General features: G+C 67.4%; 13 protein-coding genes. All 13 read right to left on the bottom strand.

Features of this window, described 5'->3' with window-relative positions; all coding sequences use genetic code 11:
• Positions 1 to 54: 54 nt before the first annotated feature.
• From ftsA to rsmH, 13 genes are read right to left on the bottom strand one after another with little or no spacing between them, the layout of a single operon-like run.
• Positions 55 to 1,290 (bottom strand): cell division protein FtsA, encoded by a 1,236-nt coding sequence (gene ftsA / locus J7355_RS10255; protein WP_209062306.1) that lies wholly within the window; start codon positions 1,288 to 1,290, stop codon positions 55 to 57.
• Positions 1,274 to 2,020, bottom strand: a complete 747-nt coding sequence (locus tag J7355_RS10250) for a cell division protein FtsQ/DivIB (protein ID WP_209062304.1) — start codon at positions 2,018 to 2,020, stop codon at positions 1,274 to 1,276. Before J7355_RS10250 ends, ftsA begins: the two co-directional genes overlap by 17 nt.
• A complete protein-coding gene (locus J7355_RS10245) occupies positions 2,007 to 2,966 on the bottom strand; it encodes a D-alanine--D-alanine ligase (protein ID WP_209062302.1) in 960 nt (319 codons plus the stop codon). The genes J7355_RS10250 and J7355_RS10245 overlap by 14 nt, the downstream gene beginning before the upstream one ends.
• Positions 2,963 to 4,417 carry a UDP-N-acetylmuramate--L-alanine ligase gene (gene murC, locus J7355_RS10240; RefSeq protein WP_209062300.1) on the bottom strand — a complete coding sequence of 485 codons (1,455 nt, stop codon included), beginning with the start codon at positions 4,415 to 4,417 and terminating at the stop codon, positions 2,963 to 2,965. Before murC ends, J7355_RS10245 begins: the two co-directional genes overlap by 4 nt.
• Positions 4,414 to 5,520 (bottom strand): undecaprenyldiphospho-muramoylpentapeptide beta-N-acetylglucosaminyltransferase, encoded by a 1,107-nt coding sequence (gene murG / locus J7355_RS10235; RefSeq protein ID WP_247739906.1) that lies wholly within the window; start codon positions 5,518 to 5,520, stop codon positions 4,414 to 4,416. The genes murC and murG overlap by 4 nt, the downstream gene beginning before the upstream one ends.
• A complete protein-coding gene (gene ftsW, locus J7355_RS10230) occupies positions 5,517 to 6,668 on the bottom strand; it encodes a putative lipid II flippase FtsW (RefSeq protein WP_209062297.1) in 1,152 nt (383 codons plus the stop codon). Before ftsW ends, murG begins: the two co-directional genes overlap by 4 nt.
• Positions 6,665 to 8,005 (bottom strand): UDP-N-acetylmuramoyl-L-alanine--D-glutamate ligase, encoded by a 1,341-nt coding sequence (gene murD / locus J7355_RS10225; protein ID WP_209062295.1) that lies wholly within the window; start codon positions 8,003 to 8,005, stop codon positions 6,665 to 6,667. The genes ftsW and murD overlap by 4 nt, the downstream gene beginning before the upstream one ends.
• Complete coding sequence (gene mraY / locus J7355_RS10220; protein WP_209062293.1) at positions 8,002 to 9,084, bottom strand: phospho-N-acetylmuramoyl-pentapeptide-transferase; 1,083 nt, start codon at positions 9,082 to 9,084, stop codon at positions 8,002 to 8,004. Before mraY ends, murD begins: the two co-directional genes overlap by 4 nt.
• Positions 9,078 to 10,460 carry a UDP-N-acetylmuramoyl-tripeptide--D-alanyl-D-alanine ligase gene (gene murF / locus J7355_RS10215; RefSeq protein ID WP_209062291.1) on the bottom strand — a complete coding sequence of 461 codons (1,383 nt, stop codon included), beginning with the start codon at positions 10,458 to 10,460 and terminating at the stop codon, positions 9,078 to 9,080. The genes mraY and murF overlap by 7 nt, the downstream gene beginning before the upstream one ends.
• Complete coding sequence (locus tag J7355_RS10210) at positions 10,457 to 11,944, bottom strand: UDP-N-acetylmuramoyl-L-alanyl-D-glutamate--2,6-diaminopimelate ligase (protein WP_209062289.1); 1,488 nt, start codon at positions 11,942 to 11,944, stop codon at positions 10,457 to 10,459. Before J7355_RS10210 ends, murF begins: the two co-directional genes overlap by 4 nt.
• The gene (locus J7355_RS10205; RefSeq protein ID WP_209062287.1) at positions 11,944 to 13,677 is read right to left on the bottom strand and encodes a penicillin-binding protein 2; all 1,734 of its coding nucleotides are present in this window, start codon (positions 13,675 to 13,677) and stop codon (positions 11,944 to 11,946) included. Before J7355_RS10205 ends, J7355_RS10210 begins: the two co-directional genes overlap by 1 nt.
• A complete protein-coding gene (ftsL, locus tag J7355_RS10200) occupies positions 13,674 to 13,943 on the bottom strand; it encodes a cell division protein FtsL (protein ID WP_209062285.1) in 270 nt (89 codons plus the stop codon). Before ftsL ends, J7355_RS10205 begins: the two co-directional genes overlap by 4 nt.
• Positions 13,940 to 14,908: a 16S rRNA (cytosine(1402)-N(4))-methyltransferase RsmH gene (gene rsmH / locus J7355_RS10195; protein ID WP_209062283.1), complete on the bottom strand. Its 969-nt coding sequence runs from the start codon at positions 14,906 to 14,908 to the stop codon at positions 13,940 to 13,942. Before rsmH ends, ftsL begins: the two co-directional genes overlap by 4 nt.
• Positions 14,909 to 14,941 lie beyond the last annotated feature (33 nt).

Raw genomic sequence — 14,941 nt, 5'->3', positions numbered from 1 at the left:
AACCTTTTGAGTTGAAACCGGCGGTTGCCGGCTCATTCCCCTCGTTGATCGAAACTAGAAATTCCCCTGGAACCAGGCCTTCATCCGTTCCCAGACCTGGGCGAAAGAGTTGTCGTTGTTGGACAAGTCCAGCCCTGGCCGCGGCTGGGAGCGGTTACCGAATTCCAGCAGGCCGACGCCTGTGGCATGGATCGGATTCTTGACCACGTCAGACAGCCCCTGAACACGCTGCGGCGTGCCCAGACGAACCGACATGTGAAAGACTTCTTCGGCGAGATCGGTCAGGCCTTCCATCTTGGAAGAACCGCCCGTGATCACCACGCCGCCGGCCAGCAGATCCTCGAAACCGGATCGCACCAGCTCCTTGTGGATGAGCATGAACAGCTCTTCGTAGCGCGGCTTGATGACCTCGGCCAGCGTATAGCGCGACAGCCGCCGCGGCGGGCGCTCGCCCACGCTCGGCACTTCGATGGCGTCGTCGTCCTCGATGAGCTCGGGCAGCGCACAGCCGTAGCGGATCTTGATGCCTTCGGCGTGCTGGGTCGGCGTACGCAGGGCCACGGCGATATCGTTTGTGACCTGGTCGCCGGCAATCGGGATCACCGCCGTGTGGCGGATCGAGCCGTTGACGAACACCGCGATATCCGACGTGCCGCCGCCGATATCGACCAGCGCCACCCCGAGGTCCTTCTCGTCGTCGGCCAGCACCGCATAGCTGGATGCCAGCTGCTCGAGCGAGAGCTTGGAGACTTCCAGCCCGCAGCGGGCCACGCACTTCTGGATGTTCTGGGCGGACGTCACCGCGCCGGTGACGATATGCACCTTGGCTTCCAGCCGCACACCGGACATGCCGACCGGCTCCTGAATGCCTTCGTTGTCATCGACCGCGAACTCCTGCGGGAGCACGTGCAGAATCTTCTGATCCGCCGGTATGGCAACTGCGCAGGCCGCGTCGATGACGCGCTCGATGTCGGACTCGGTGACTTCCTTGTTGCGCACCGCCACGATGCCATGCGAATTCAGCGACCGCACATGGGCGCCGGAAATACCGCAGTGCACCGACTGGATCCGGCAGCCGGCCATCAGCTCGGCCTCCTCGACCGCGCGGCGGATGGAATCGGTGGTCGACTCGATATTGACCACCATGCCCTTCTTCATGCCGCGCGAAGGCGCGCTGCCCAGACCGATGATCTCGAGCTTGCCCTCGTTCACTTCGGCCACGATGCAGGCGACCTTCGAGGTGCCGATATCGAGGCCGACGACGAGATTCTGGTCAGGCCGCTTGCTCATCACCCTTCTCCTGATCGGCGGTGGCGGCACGCGTGCCGCCGACCGCAAAACCGTCGCTGTAGCGCAGATCCACGTAGCCCGCTTCGGCGAGCTTGCCGCGGGCCTGCGGGTCGCCCAGCGCGTAGCGCACGAAACGCTGCACGCGGGCATCGAGTTCATCGCGCCCGAGGCGCAGCTCCAGGCCGTCTTCGAGCATGGCCGTCCACGAGCCGCGGGCGTCGAGCGTCAGGCTCGCGAGCTTCACATCCCGACCCGCCAGCGTCTTCGACAGCGCCTGATACTGCTCATAGACCTTCATGCCGGCGGTGTCGGGGCCGCCCAGTTGCACCAGTCCTTCCGGGCGCGTGCCCTGGGTCGGCGTGAACACCTGCCCGTCGCGTGCGAGAAGCCCCTGCTCGCCCCACAGCGCGACCGGCTCGTGCTCGCTCACGCGCACCACGACGCCGTCGGGCCAGTGGCGCGAGACCTTGACCTCGCGCAGCCAGGCCAGATTCGACAACTCGGCCTGCAAGCCCTCCAGGTCGACGTCGAAGAACGATGCGTCCAGATACGGCGAGGCGATGGCGGCGATACGGTCATCGCTGACATGCGCGGCGTCGCCGCTGATATACAGATGCCGGGTCTCTTCGCCCTCGGGCTTGATGCCCTGCCAGGTGCAGGCGGCCACACCCATCAGCAGGCCCGCGCCCAGCACCACATCGCGCCAGCGTCGGGGATCACGCCAGTTCATGATCTTTCTCCTTGTGACTCGTCGTGGCCGCGAGAATGCGCCACACCAGTTCGTCGAAATCCATTCCCGCCGCGCGGGCTGCCATGGGCACCAGCGAATGGGAGGTCATGCCGGGAATGGCGTTGAGTTCCAGAAACCAGGGCTGGCCGGCGTCGTCGAGCATGAAGTCGACGCGGCCCCAGCCGGTCGCACCGGTGATCTCGAAAGCCCGCAGCGCCAGCCGCTGGAGGTCGGCCTCGCGGCCCTGCTCGAGATCGCAGGGGCAGTGGTAGAGCGTGTCGTTGGCGACGTATTTCGCTTCGTAATCGTAAAAACCGCTGGACGGCTCGATATGAATCAGCGGCAACGCGCGGCCGTCGAGAATGCTGGCCGTGTATTCCGGCCCGTCGACGAACTGCTCGGCCATCACCTCGCGGTCGTACTTCGCCGCTTCGGCGCGCGCGGCGTCGAGATCCTCGATGCGCTCGACCTTGCTGATGCCGATGGTCGAACCCTCGTGCACCGGCTTGACGATCAGCGGCAGACCAAGCGCGTCGACCACGGCTTTCGAATCCGTATGCGCATCGAGCAGACGATGCGCCGGCGTGGGAATGCCCTGGGCTGCCCAGAGCGCCTTGGTCCGCACCTTGTCCATCGACAGCGCACTCGCGAGCACGCCACTGCCGGTATAAGGCAGGCCCTGCAGCTCGAGCGCGCCCTGGACCACGCCGTCCTCACCGCCGCGCCCGTGCAAGGCCAGCCACACACGGTCGAAACCTTCCTCGGCCAGGCCGAGCACGCGTTGGCGGTCGACATCGATGAGCGTCGTATCGACGCCGCGACGCTTCAGGGCCGCGCCGACGGCCGCGCCGGAATCCAGCGACACGGCGCGCTCGGCGGACCAGCCGCCCATGAGTACCGCGACACGGCCGAAGTCGGCCGGATCGGTCACGCGAACAGTGCTCATGCCGCACCTCCCTTGCCGGTTCGCGCCATCTGCTGGGCCACGGCGCCGATATCGCCGGCACCGAGAGTGAGCAGCACATCACCGTCGCGCAGGATGCCCGGCAGCACCTCGCCCAACCGCTGTACATCGTCGACGAATACCGGGTCGGCCTTGCCGCGGGCGCGCACGCCGCGCGCCAGGGCGCGACCATCGGCATTGGCCACCGGCGTTTCGCCCGCCGCATAGACTTCACAAAGCACGAGCACGTCCAGTTCCGCCAGCACCTGGCAGAAGTCGTCGAAAAGATCCCGGGTCCGGGAGAAACGGTGCGGCTGGAACACCACGACCAGGCGACGCTCCGACCACGCGTTGCGCGCCGCGCCGATGATGCTCACGAGCTCGCGCGGGTGGTGGCCGTAATCGTCGACCAGCAGAACCTGGCGATCTCCGACCGTGATCTCGCCGTGCACTTCGCAGCGCCGGCCGATGCCCGCGAACTGCGACAGCGCCTGCCCGATCGCCGGCATGTCCACACCCAGTTCGTGCGCCACTGCCGCGGCCGCCAGCGCGTTGAGCACGTTGTGCTTGCCCGGCAGGTTGAGGTGCACGTCGTAGCCGTCGTGGCCGGCACGGCGCAGGGTGAAGCGCGTGCCGGTGCCGTCGAAGGTCAGATTCTCGGCCATGATGTCGGCGTCGTGTTCGATGCCGTAGGTCACGATCGGACGCCCAACATCCGGCAGGATCGAGCGCACGACCGGATCGTCGGCACACAGCACCGCCAGACCATAGAACGGCAGGTGATGCAGAAATTCGACGAAGGTATCGGTCAGGCGCGAGAACTCGCCGCCGTAGGTTTCCAGGTGATCGGCGTCGATGTTGGTGACGATCGCCATCATCGGCGTGAGCAGCAAAAAGCTCGCGTCGGACTCGTCGGCCTCGGCCACGAGATACGGGCCTTCGCCCAGACGCGCGTTGCTGTTGGCGCCCAGCACCTTGCCGCCGACGATGAACGTCGGATCCAGACCGCCCCCGGCCAGCAGCGCGGCGACCAGGCTGGTGGTCGTTGTCTTGCCGTGGGTGCCGGCGACCGCGATGCCGTAGCGAAAGCGCATCAGCTCGGCGAGCATCTCGGCCCGGCGCACCACCGGCACCAGCCGGTCGTGGGCGGTCACCACTTCGGGATTGTCTGCGGCCACGGCGGTCGAGACCACGACCACATCCGCGCCCTCGACGTTCTCGGCGACATGGCCGATGAATATGGTGGCGCCCTGGGCGGCCAGCGCCTGCGTGGTCACGCCGTCCTTGATATCGCTGCCCGTCACGTTGTAACCGAGGTTGAGCAGCACGCTGGCGATGCCGGCCATGCCGACGCCGCCAATGCCCACCATGTGCACGGTATTAACGCGCCGCATCGGCCGTTCCGCGAGCGGCTGGAAGTCGTTGCCGTTGCTGCGAGTCTGCGCGTCGGTCATGCGGCCTCCGCGGTGTCGAGACAGGCGGCGACGATGTCGTCGGTCGAACGCGGCCAGGCCACGGCACGTGCTGCCTCGGCGCGCTGCAACAACGCGGCGCGATCAGCACACAGATGCGCGATCTCGTCGGCAAGACGATCGACCGTAAGCGCCGACTGGTCGATGAGCGTGGCCGCCCCCGCATTCACTAGATACGCGCCGTTCGCGCGCTGGTGATCGTCGACGGCATACGGGTACGGCACGAGCAATGCGCCGACGCCGGCCGCGGCGAGTTCGGCGACGGTGAGCGCGCCGCTGCGGCAGATCACGACATCCGCCCAGGCGTAGGCCGCGGCCATATCGTCTATGAAGGCGCTCACGTCCGCGCCGACGTCTGCCGCAGCGTAGGCGGCCTCGGCCTGTTCGAGCGTGCGGCCCGCCTGATGCCGTACCTGCGGCCGCGTATCCGGCGCCAGCTTGGCCAGCGCGGCCGGAACGCGTTCGTTGATCGCGAGCGCCCCGCCACTGCCGCCGAGCACGAGCAGGCGGATGGCATCGTCGCGGTCGGCGAAGCGTTCGGCCGGTGCCGGCAGATCAAGAATTTCGCGGCGCACGGGGTTGCCCACGCTGCGCGCCTTGTCGCCCGAGAACGTCTCGGGAAATGCCTGCAATACCGTGTTCGCGATCCGCGCCAGCAGACGATTGGTCAGACCCGGCGCGGCATTCTGTTCGTGGATCAGCAGTGGACGGCCGCTCAGACGCGCGGCCAGACCGCCGGGGCCGGAGGCAAACCCACCCATGCCGACGACGAGCTGCGGCGCGAGCTTGCGCACCACGCCCAGCGCCTGCAGACAGGCGCGTGCCAGTCGCAGCGGAGCCACGAGCCAGGAGAGTGCGCCCTTGCCGCGCAGGCCGGCCACGTCGATGGTGTGCAGCTCCAGATCGTTGGCCGGCACAAGCCGCGCCTCGATGCCGGCCTCGGTGCCCAGCCAGGACACACGCGCGCCGCGTTCGATCAGCGCCTTCGCCACCGCGAGCGCCGGGAACACATGACCGCCGGTGCCGCCCGCCATGATCAGCACATGCGGCATGCCGTTCGCGTTTCGAGTCGCCGCGGCGTTCATCGACGGCTCCTCTTTTCCGGCACGCGCGTTTCCAGATCCACGCGGATCAGCAACGCGCACAAAACACACATCATCACCAGGCTGGAGCCGCCGTAGCTCATCAACGGCAGCGTCAAGCCCTTGGTCGGCAACAGGCCCATGTTCACCGCGATGTTCAGAAACGCCTGCAACACCAGCCAGGCCGACATGCCGTAGGCCACGAAACCGGCGAACAGCTGATCAGCCACGAGCGCCCGCCGGCCGATGACGAAGCCGCGCCAGACCACCACGGCGAACAGGCCGATCAGCAGCAGCGCGCCGATCAGGCCGAACTCCTCGGCATAGATGGCGAACAGGAAGTCGGTGTGCGTTTCCGGCAGGTAGAGCAGCTTCTGCACCGAATTGCCCAGCCCCACGCCGGCCACTTCGCCGCGGCCGATCGCAATGAGCGACTGGGTCAGCTGGAAACCACTCGCGTAGGGATGCGCCCAGGGGTCGGCAAAGCTCACCAGACGCGCCAGACGATACGGCGACGACAGCACGAGCCCGACCACCGCCGCGCCGGCCAGCGTGCCGAGCACGAGCAGGTAGATCAGGCGCGCCCCGGCAAGGAAAAGCACGATCGCGGCGACCGCGACCATGACCGCGGCGGCGCCGAAGTCCGGCTCCAGCAGCAGCAGGAAGCTGGCCAGCGCCATGAAGAACATGGGCCGGAACAGCCCGCCCCAGCTGGTCGCCAGATCGAACTGGCGCCGGGCCGCGTAGCCGGCAACGTAGAGAATCAGGCAGAAGCGCGCCGGCTCCGATGCCTGCATCGCCACCGGGCCGATGTCGATCCACCGACGCGCGCCGTTCACCGCATGGCCGATGCCCGGAATCAGCACGAGCAGCAGCAACAGGAGACCCGCGCCGAGCAGCGTGAACGTGTTGGCCTGCCACACCCGCAGCGGCACGTGCAGAACCGTGAAGCCCGCGACCAGACCGATCAGCGCGAAGATGGCCTGCCGATAGAAGAAGTACATCGGATCGTCTGTCAGCCGGTCCGCAACCGCGACCGATGCCGAGCCGACCATCACCAGGCCGATGCCGATGATCAGCGACAGCGCGATCAGCAACGCCGCGTCGGGGCGCACACGCGGCAGGCTGAGGGTGCCGAGCAAGCGCGTCATGCTGCAAGCTCCTGTACCGCCGCGACGAAACTTTCGCCCCGATGCACGTAGTTGTCGAACTGGTCGAAGCTGGCACAGCCGGGCGAGAACAGCACCGTATCGCCGTGCTCGGCGATGTTCGCGGCTTCGGCCACGGCTTCGCGCAGGGTTTCCACGCGGTGCACCGGCGCATGATCGGTCACGGCAACCGCGAGCTTTTCACGGTCCTGGCCGAACACGATCACGGCACGCGCCTTGTCAGCGGCCAGCGGCCCCAGCGGCGTGAAATCCGCACCCTTGGCCTGACCGCCCGCGAGCAGCACGACCGGCGTGGTCATGCCGGCCAGCGATGCCATCAGTGCGCCCAGATTGGTGCCCTTGGAATCGTTGATCCAGCGTACGCCGCGGATATCGGCGACCGTCTGGCAGCGATGCGGCAGGCCGGCAAAAGCCTGCAATCCCTCACGAATCGCGGCTTCGTCGATGCCCGCCGCCTCTGCGAGCGCCCATGCCGCAAGCGCATTGGCGTGGTTATGGCGGCCGGCGAGGCGCAGCGTGTGACAGGCCAGCCACGCATGTTCGCCGCGTGCCAGCGCGGTCTCGCCCTCGGCATCGATCAGACGATAGTCGGCATCCGCCGTGTGGCCGAACCGAAGCACGGTCGCGCTGTCGGTCGGCATCGCCGCGACGCGCGCGTCGTCGGCGTTCACCACGGCCACCTGGGACCCGTGAAAGATGCGCGCCTTGAGCGCGGCGTAATGTTCGATATCGCCGTGGCGATCGATATGGTCGGCGCTGACGTTCAGCACGGTCGCGGCGCGCGCGGCCAGCGACTCGGTCAGCTCTAGCTGGAAGCTGGACAGCTCGAGCACATAGAGCTCGATATCGTCGGCGAGCATATCCAGGGCCGGCGTGCCGAAATTGCCGCCGACCGCCACCTTCAATCCGGCGGCGCGAGCGATCTCGCCCACCCAGGCGGTGACGGTGGACTTGCCGTTCGAGCCGGTGATGGCGACCACCGGCGCATTCACCACGCGGGCGAACCATTCGATATCGCCGATCACGTCCATGCCGCGCTCACGGGCTGCGGCGATCAGCGGCTCGCGCAGATCCACGCCCGGGGACACCACGATATGGGTCATGCCCTCGAGCACCGCCGGGCTGAATTCGCCCACGATCAGGCTGGCCTGCGGGCAGTCGCGATGCAGCGCCTCCGCGCCCGGCGGCACATCGCGCGAATCCACGACGCGTACCCGCGCGCCGCAGGCCACAGCGAAACGCGCGGCCGAAACGCCGGACAGACCACAGCCGACCACCAGCACGGCGGCGTGGGCGAGTTGTTCGCGCAGGCCGCTCATCGGATCTTCAACGTGGACAGACCGATGAGCACGAGCACCAGCGTGACGATCCAGAATCGCACGATGATCTTGGGCTCGGCCCAGCCCTTGAGTTCGAAATGGTGATGCAGCGGCGCCATGCGGAACATGCGCTTGCCGGTCATCTTGAAAGTGGCGACCTGCAGGATCACCGACACCGTTTCGGCCACGAACACGCCGCCCATGACCAGCAGCACGAGCTCCTGGCGCACGGCCACGGCCACCACGCCGAGTGCCGCGCCCAGCGCCAGCGCACCGACGTCGCCCATGAACACCTGCGCCGGATAGGCGTTGAACCAGAGAAAGCCCAGCCCCGCGCCGCCGATCGCGGTACAGAAGATCGACAGCTCGCCCACGCCCTCGATATAGGCAAAGCCCAGATAGTCGGAGAACACGGCGTTGCCGCTCACGTACGCGAAGACAGCCAGCGCCGAGGCGACGAGCACGCAGGGCATGATCGCCAGCCCGTCCAGGCCGTCGGTAAGGTTGACCGCATTGCTGGAGCCGACGATCACGAGATAACTCCACAGGATGTAGCCCGCGCCGAGCGGAATCGATACGTCCTTGAGCATCGGAATCAGCACGCTGGTTTCGGCCGCGCTGGTGGCGCCGACATACAGCCACAGGCCGGCAACGAGGCCGACCAGCGTCTGCGCGCCGTACTTGGCCTTCGCCGACAGGCCCTTGCTGTTGCCGAACTTGAGCTTGCGATAGTCGTCGATGAAGCCAATCGTGCCGAAAGCGAACGTGACCAGCATCGCCAGCCAGACCCAGCGATTGCCGAGGTCGCCCCAGAGAAGCGTCGCGACCAGCACCGCCGCGATGATCAGCGTGCCGCCCATGGTCGGCGTACCGGCCTTGACCAGATGGCTCTGCGGACCATCGTCGCGCACGTACTGACCGATCTGGTGAAAGGTCAGCTTGCGAATCATGATCGGACCGAACACGAACGAGAACACCATCGCCGTCAGCACGCCCAGAATCGCGCGCAGCGTGATGAACTGAAATACGCGAAAGCCGCTGTAGAGCGGCTCCAGCCATTCCGCGATGAAGGTCAACATGACGCACCCGCCTTCGCGCCCTGCTCGGCGGCGAGTGCGTCGGCGACCCGATCCATGCGCGCGCTCCGCGACCCCTTGATCAGCAGCGTGGCCTCGCTGCGCCGTACCGACAGTGCGGTTTCCAGCGCAGCGATCAGCTCACCGTGGGTGGAGAACCACTGCGCGCCCGGACCGAAGGCCTCGGCCGTCAGGCGGCTGAGTTCACCGGTCACCCAGAGACGTTCGATGCCCGCATCGCGGGCGGCCAGACCGGCGTTGCGATGCGCATCTTCGGCGATGTCGCCGAGCTCGCCCATGTCGCCCAGCGCCGCCCAGCGCGTGCCGTCCTGCTGGGCCAGCCAGCCGAGGGCGGCGGCCAGCGAACCGGGGTTGGCGTTGTAGCTGTCATCGATGATGCGCGTGCCGTGGCGGCCCGCGGTCACGGCCATGCGGCCGGACACCGCACTCATGCCGCCGAGCGCACGCGCGATCAGGTCGGCATCGAGATCGATCGCGCTCGCGGCAGCGGCCGCCGCCAGCGCATTACTGACGTTATGGCTGCCCGCCAGCGGCAGCGTGACCGCGGCGGCGCCGGTCGGCGTATGCAGGGTAAAACGGCTTTCGCCGGCATCGAGGGCTTCGTCGCTTGCGAACACATCGACGTTATCCGCCTTGCCGCGCGCGAACACGAGTTGCCGCCGCGAACCCGCCAGTTCCCGCCAGAGCGGTGCGAATTCGTCGTCGCCGTTGATCACCGCGGTGCCGTCGTCCAGCAGGCTCGAGAACATCTCGCCCTTGGCCCGCGCCACGCCCTCGCGACTGCCGAAACCTTCGATATGGGCGAGACCGGCGTTTGTGACCACGCCAACCTGCGGCTGCGCCATCTCGGCCAGCATCGCGATCTCGCCGGCATGGGAGGCCCCCATTTCGATCACGGCGCGGTTGATGCTGTCGTTCAGACGCATCAGCGTCAGCGGCACGCCAAGATGATTGTTCAGATTGCCTTCGGTGGCCAGTACCGAGCCGGCTTCACGGAGAATCGCGGCCAGCATCTGTTTGACCGTCGTCTTGCCGTTGCTACCGGTCACACCGATCACCGCACCGCCGAAGCGGCGACGGGCTTCGGCGCCGGCCTGCTGCAGCGCGGCTTCCACATCGGCAACCACGATCTGGGGCAGCGGCGAATCCACTTCGTGCGTCACCACCGCACCGGCAGCGCCGAGACTGGCCGCGCGCGCGACGAAATCGTGACCGTCCACGCGTGCACCCGGCAGCGCGAAGAACAGCGCGCCGCGGGCCAGCCGGCGGGTGTCGATGCTCGCACCCGCGTAATCGCTATCGCTTCCGCTCAGATTCGCGCCGAGCAGCGTCGCCATATCGGACAGGCGGCCGTTCATGCCGCCTCCAGGGCGCGGCGCGCCTCGATCCGGTCGTCGAAGGGTCGCTTGTCGGCGCCGACCTGCTGTGTGGTTTCATGCCCCTTGCCGGCAATCAGCACCACATCGCCGGGCCTGGCGGCCGCGATGGCCGCGCGGATGGCGCGGCGCCGGTCATGTTCGATCGTCACATTGGCCTTTTCAGTCATGCCGGCACGGATATCGCGCACGATGTCAGCCGGCATCTCGCTACGCGGGTTGTCATCGGTCAGCCAGACGGCGTCGGCCGTTTCGGCTGCTGCCCCCATCAAGGCGCGCTTGCCGCGGTCGCGATCGCCGCCGCAACCGAATACACACAGAACGCGGCCATCGGCGTGCGCCCGTACGGCTTCGAGGGCATGGGTAAGCGCGCCCGGCGTATGGGCATAGTCGACGACGACCAGCGGCTGATCCGCGCTCGCGTCGATACGCTGCATACGGCCCGGCACGGTAGTGACCTGCGCGAGTGCTTCGATGGCGGCATCGAAATCGATATCGCGCGCCAGCATCACCGCCAGCACGGCGGCCAGATTCATGGCGTTGAAACGCCCGACCAGCGGGCTTTCGACGCGCGCACTGCCCCAGCTGGTCTGTAGTTCCAGCTGCAGACCGTTCGCATGGGGCTGCGCGGAAATAACGCGCACATGACGCGCGCCGAGTGCGGCCATATCGCCAAAGCCGTAAACGACCGGCTCCACCGCCGCATCGAGCGAGGCGAGCCAAGCCCGCCCATGTGCATCGTCGCCGTTGAGAACCGCCGTGCCGAGCCCGGGGAAGGCGAACAGACGCTGTTTTGCGGCGGCATAGCGGTCCATGTCGCCGTGATAGTCGAGATGATCACGACCGAGCTGTGTCAGCACGGCGACGTCGAAGGCCACGCCGTCGACACGATGCTGATCGAGCGCATGCGACGAGACTTCGAAGGCGACCGCGTCGGCATCCGCGGCGACGAAGCGGGCCAACCAGTCCTGCACGCCCACCGGCCCCGGCGTCGTGTGCGTGGCTTCCGCGAGATCGTCGGCAAAACCGAAACCGAGCGTGCCCATGTAGCCGCAACGCTGACCCAGTGCGGCGAAGGCTTGAGCGAGCATCCACGCACAGGACGTCTTGCCGTCGGTACCGGTGACCCCGGCCGCGAACAAGCGATGCGACGGATCGCCGTAGAACCGGGCCGCGATCGGGCCGGCTTGCGCAGCGAGGCCGGCGACATGAATATCGGGCACGCTCAATGTTGGGCGCGTATCGGCGTCCCAGGCCACCGCCCGGGCGCCGCGGGCCACGGCATCCTCGACATGGTCCAGACCATGACCCTGCGTACCCTGATAGGCGAGAAACAGCCCGCCATCACGGACGCTGCGGCTGTCGATCGCCACGCTGGCGATGTTCATGTCCGGCACATCGTCGGCCAGACCGGCCAGCAGCGCCGGCAACGCACGCGGCGGCATGTTGGCAGCAGCGAGCGCCATCACGTACCCGTCCCCGAGCTTTCACCGGCCGACGCGGTGAGCACGCCGGGGTTGTCCGGCGGCACGCGCAGCAGCCGCAGCGCATCACGCATGACCGCCGCGAACACCGGCGCGGCGACCGCACCGCCGTAGTAGGCATCCTTCTTGGGCTCGTCAAGCATCACCAGCGTGACGAGCGCCGGCTTTTCGGCCGGCGCCATGCCCACGAACAGGGCCTGGTGCCGATTCTCGTTGTAACCGCCACTGCCGGCCTTGCGCGCGGTGCCGGTCTTGCCGGCCACGCGATAGCCGGGAATCGCGGCGCGGGTGGCGGTACCCGCCGGCGACACGACGCCTTCGAGCAGGTGACGCATGGTGCGCGCCGTCTCGGGCTTGAGCACCCGCTTCGGCGGCGAATGCATGTTCGCGCCGTCGCCCTGTACGAGACGCAGGCTGCGCAGCATGCCGTCGTCGGCGATCGCCCCGTAGGCACGGATCAGCTGGAAGGCGGTTACCGCCATGCCGTAGCCGTAGGACGCCGTGGCCGTCTCGACCTTGTTCCACTCGTAGAAGTCGTTGAGCACGCCGAAACGCTCGCCCGGGAAGCCGCTGCCGGTGATGTCACCGAAACCGAACTCCTTATAGCCCTTCCAGACGTTCTCGCTGCCCATTTCAAGGCCGACGTGCGCTGCGCCCACGTTGCTCGACTTCTGCAGGATCTTGGCGAAATCGACGTCGCCGTAATTGCGAAAATCCTTGACGGTCAGGCGCCCGACCATGAACCAGCCCTTGGTGTGGATCACGTCGTCGGTGTCGTACAGACCACTGTCGAGCGCCTGCGACAACAGCAGCGGCTTGACCGTCGAGCCCGGCTCCATGACGTCGGTCGCGGCTCGCGCGCGCACGCCCGAGGCGTCGATCGAACCGCGGTCGTTGGGGTTGAAGCTCGGGTACGACGCCACCGCGCGCAGCTCGCCGGTCGCGGGATCGAGCATGACGACCATGCCGCCCTTGGCATCGTTCTTGATCACAGCCGACTTGATATGGCGGTAGGCCAGATACTGCATCCGCGAGTCGATCGTCAGGCGCAGGTCGTGACCCGCCTGGGGCGGATTGAACTCGGCCAGATCCTCCACGACACGGCCGACACGGTCCTTGACCACGCGGCGGCTGCCCGGCTCGCCGTGAAGATAGGCGTCGCGATCCAGCTCGAGGCCTTCCTGGCCGCGGCCATCGATATTGGTCATGCCCACGATCTGGGCCGCGGCCTCGCCGGCCGGGTAATAGCGCTTGTATTCGCGCTGCAGGAAGATGCCCGGCGCGTCGACCGCCATTACGGCGCGCGCGTCTGCCGGCGCCAGCTGGCGACGCAGGTAAAGGAACTGGCGACTCTTGTAGTTCTCCAGGCGCTTGCGCAGGTCGGCCACCGACATGTTCAGCTGCCGGGCCAGCGGCGCGAGTTTTTCGGGCGCCTCGAGCACCGCGCCGGGCACCGCCCAGACGGACTCCGTTGGCGCCGATAGCGCCAGCGGCTCGCCGTTGCGGTCCTTGATGACGCCACGACCAGCCGGAACGGAAACGGTTCGCAGATGGCGCTTGTCGCCCTCCTTGGCCAGAAACGCCTGGTCGAGCACCTGCAGGTCGAACGCGCGCGCGGCGAGCACCACGGCGAAGACGCCGAACAGGCCGAGCACAAAGTGCGCACGCCAGCGCGGCGGCGCCGTCAGTTTGGTGTTCTCTGAGCGACGGCTCATCGCTGCGACTCCAGCACCACGTAGTTGCGGGGCTGCACCATGCTCAGTTCACGGCGTGCCACCTGAGCCACGCGGTCGGGATTGGCCCAGGCGCTCTCCTCGAGCTGCAGCTGCGCCCATTCGGTAGACAGCTTGTCGCGCTCGACGCGCTCCAGCTGCAGCTCGTGCGCCATCTCGCGCGTCTTGTGCTTGGCCTGGACGACGGCCACCGCGCTCACGAGAATCGCAAGCGACAGTGTCGCGATTGTCACCAGCTGGCGCGTCATGCCGTCACCTTCGGCGCATCGGTGCGCTCGGCCACGCGCAGAATCGCACTGCGCGCCCGCGCGTTGAGTGTCAGCTCGTCGGCGCCGGCACGCACCGGCTTGCCGATCTCGCGCAGGGCCGGATCGACGGCCGGCGCCATCGGCACCGGGGGCGCCGGCGGACGCGCCTGGTGGCGGATGAAACGCTTCACGCGCCGATCCTCCAGCGAATGAAAACTGATTACGGCCAGCCGCCCGCCGGGTGCGAGCACGTCGAACGCCCCCTCGAGGGCGCGATCGAGCGCTTCGAGCTCGTCGTTGATATGCAGACGGAACGCCTGAAAGGTGCGCGTGGCCGGATGAATGCGCTTGCCCGCCTGCACCCGCGCGGGAATGGCACCGGCGACGATATCGGCCAGTTGACGGGTATCGGCGATCGGCGCCTTCGCACGCGCGTCGACGATGGCAGCCGCGATCCGCCCGGCCATCGGCTCTTCGCCATAGCGCTTGATCACCGACGCGATCTGACCGTGACTGGCCCGGTGCAGCCACGCCGAAAGCGGCTCGCCGGCGTCCGGATTCATGCGCATGTCCAGCGGACCGGCATGACGAAAGGAAAAACCGCGCTCGGCGACATCGAACTGTGGCGAAGACACACCCAGATCGAACAGCACGCCATCGATGCGCCCCATCAGGCCAAGCGCCTCGACACGTTCGGCCATTTCGGCGAAGGAAGCACGCACGAAGGTCAGACGCGAATCGACGGCTGCCAGTTCCCGGGCGTGGGCCTCGGCATCGGGATCCTGGTCGAAGGCGACCAGCCGCCCTTGCGCGCCGAGCTGCGACAGGATCGCGCCGCTGTGGCCGCCGCGACCGAATGTGGCGTCCACATAGACGCCATCGGCGCGCAGCGAAAGTCCCGCCAACGCGGCGTCGAGCAGTACCGGTTGATGTTCGGCCTGCGGCATTTCGGCGGCGATCCTCATGGCTTTATGTACGGCGATGATTGATGAACGGGA

Source organism: Endozoicomonas sp. G2_2 (assembly GCF_017744135.1).
Lineage (GTDB): Bacteria > Pseudomonadota > Gammaproteobacteria > Nevskiales > Salinisphaeraceae > Salinisphaera.
The sequence above is the reverse complement of the archived record's forward strand: the minus strand, read 5'-3'. Positions and strand labels throughout refer to the sequence as shown.

Coding starts and splice junctions, on each gene's coding strand:
- J7355_RS10205 (WP_209062287.1), bottom strand. CDS start 13,677: ATGAGCCGTCGCTCAGAGAACACCAAACTGACGGCGCCGCCGCGCTGG.
- ftsW (WP_209062297.1), bottom strand. CDS start 6,668: ATGACGCGCTTGCTCGGCACCCTCAGCCTGCCGCGTGTGCGCCCCGAC.
- murD (WP_209062295.1), bottom strand. CDS start 8,005: ATGAGCGGCCTGCGCGAACAACTCGCCCACGCCGCCGTGCTGGTGGTC.
- murC (WP_209062300.1), bottom strand. CDS start 4,417: ATGACCGACGCGCAGACTCGCAGCAACGGCAACGACTTCCAGCCGCTC.
- mraY (WP_209062293.1), bottom strand. CDS start 9,084: ATGTTGACCTTCATCGCGGAATGGCTGGAGCCGCTCTACAGCGGCTTT.
- ftsA (WP_209062306.1), bottom strand. CDS start 1,290: ATGAGCAAGCGGCCTGACCAGAATCTCGTCGTCGGCCTCGATATCGGC.
- murF (WP_209062291.1), bottom strand. CDS start 10,460: ATGAACGGCCGCCTGTCCGATATGGCGACGCTGCTCGGCGCGAATCTG.
- murG (WP_247739906.1), bottom strand. CDS start 5,520: ATGAACGCCGCGGCGACTCGAAACGCGAACGGCATGCCGCATGTGCTG.
- rsmH (WP_209062283.1), bottom strand. CDS start 14,908: ATGAGGATCGCCGCCGAAATGCCGCAGGCCGAACATCAACCGGTACTG.
- J7355_RS10210 (WP_209062289.1), bottom strand. CDS start 11,944: ATGGCGCTCGCTGCTGCCAACATGCCGCCGCGTGCGTTGCCGGCGCTG.
- J7355_RS10250 (WP_209062304.1), bottom strand. CDS start 2,020: ATGAACTGGCGTGATCCCCGACGCTGGCGCGATGTGGTGCTGGGCGCG.
- J7355_RS10245 (WP_209062302.1), bottom strand. CDS start 2,966: ATGAGCACTGTTCGCGTGACCGATCCGGCCGACTTCGGCCGTGTCGCG.
- ftsL (WP_209062285.1), bottom strand. CDS start 13,943: ATGACGCGCCAGCTGGTGACAATCGCGACACTGTCGCTTGCGATTCTC.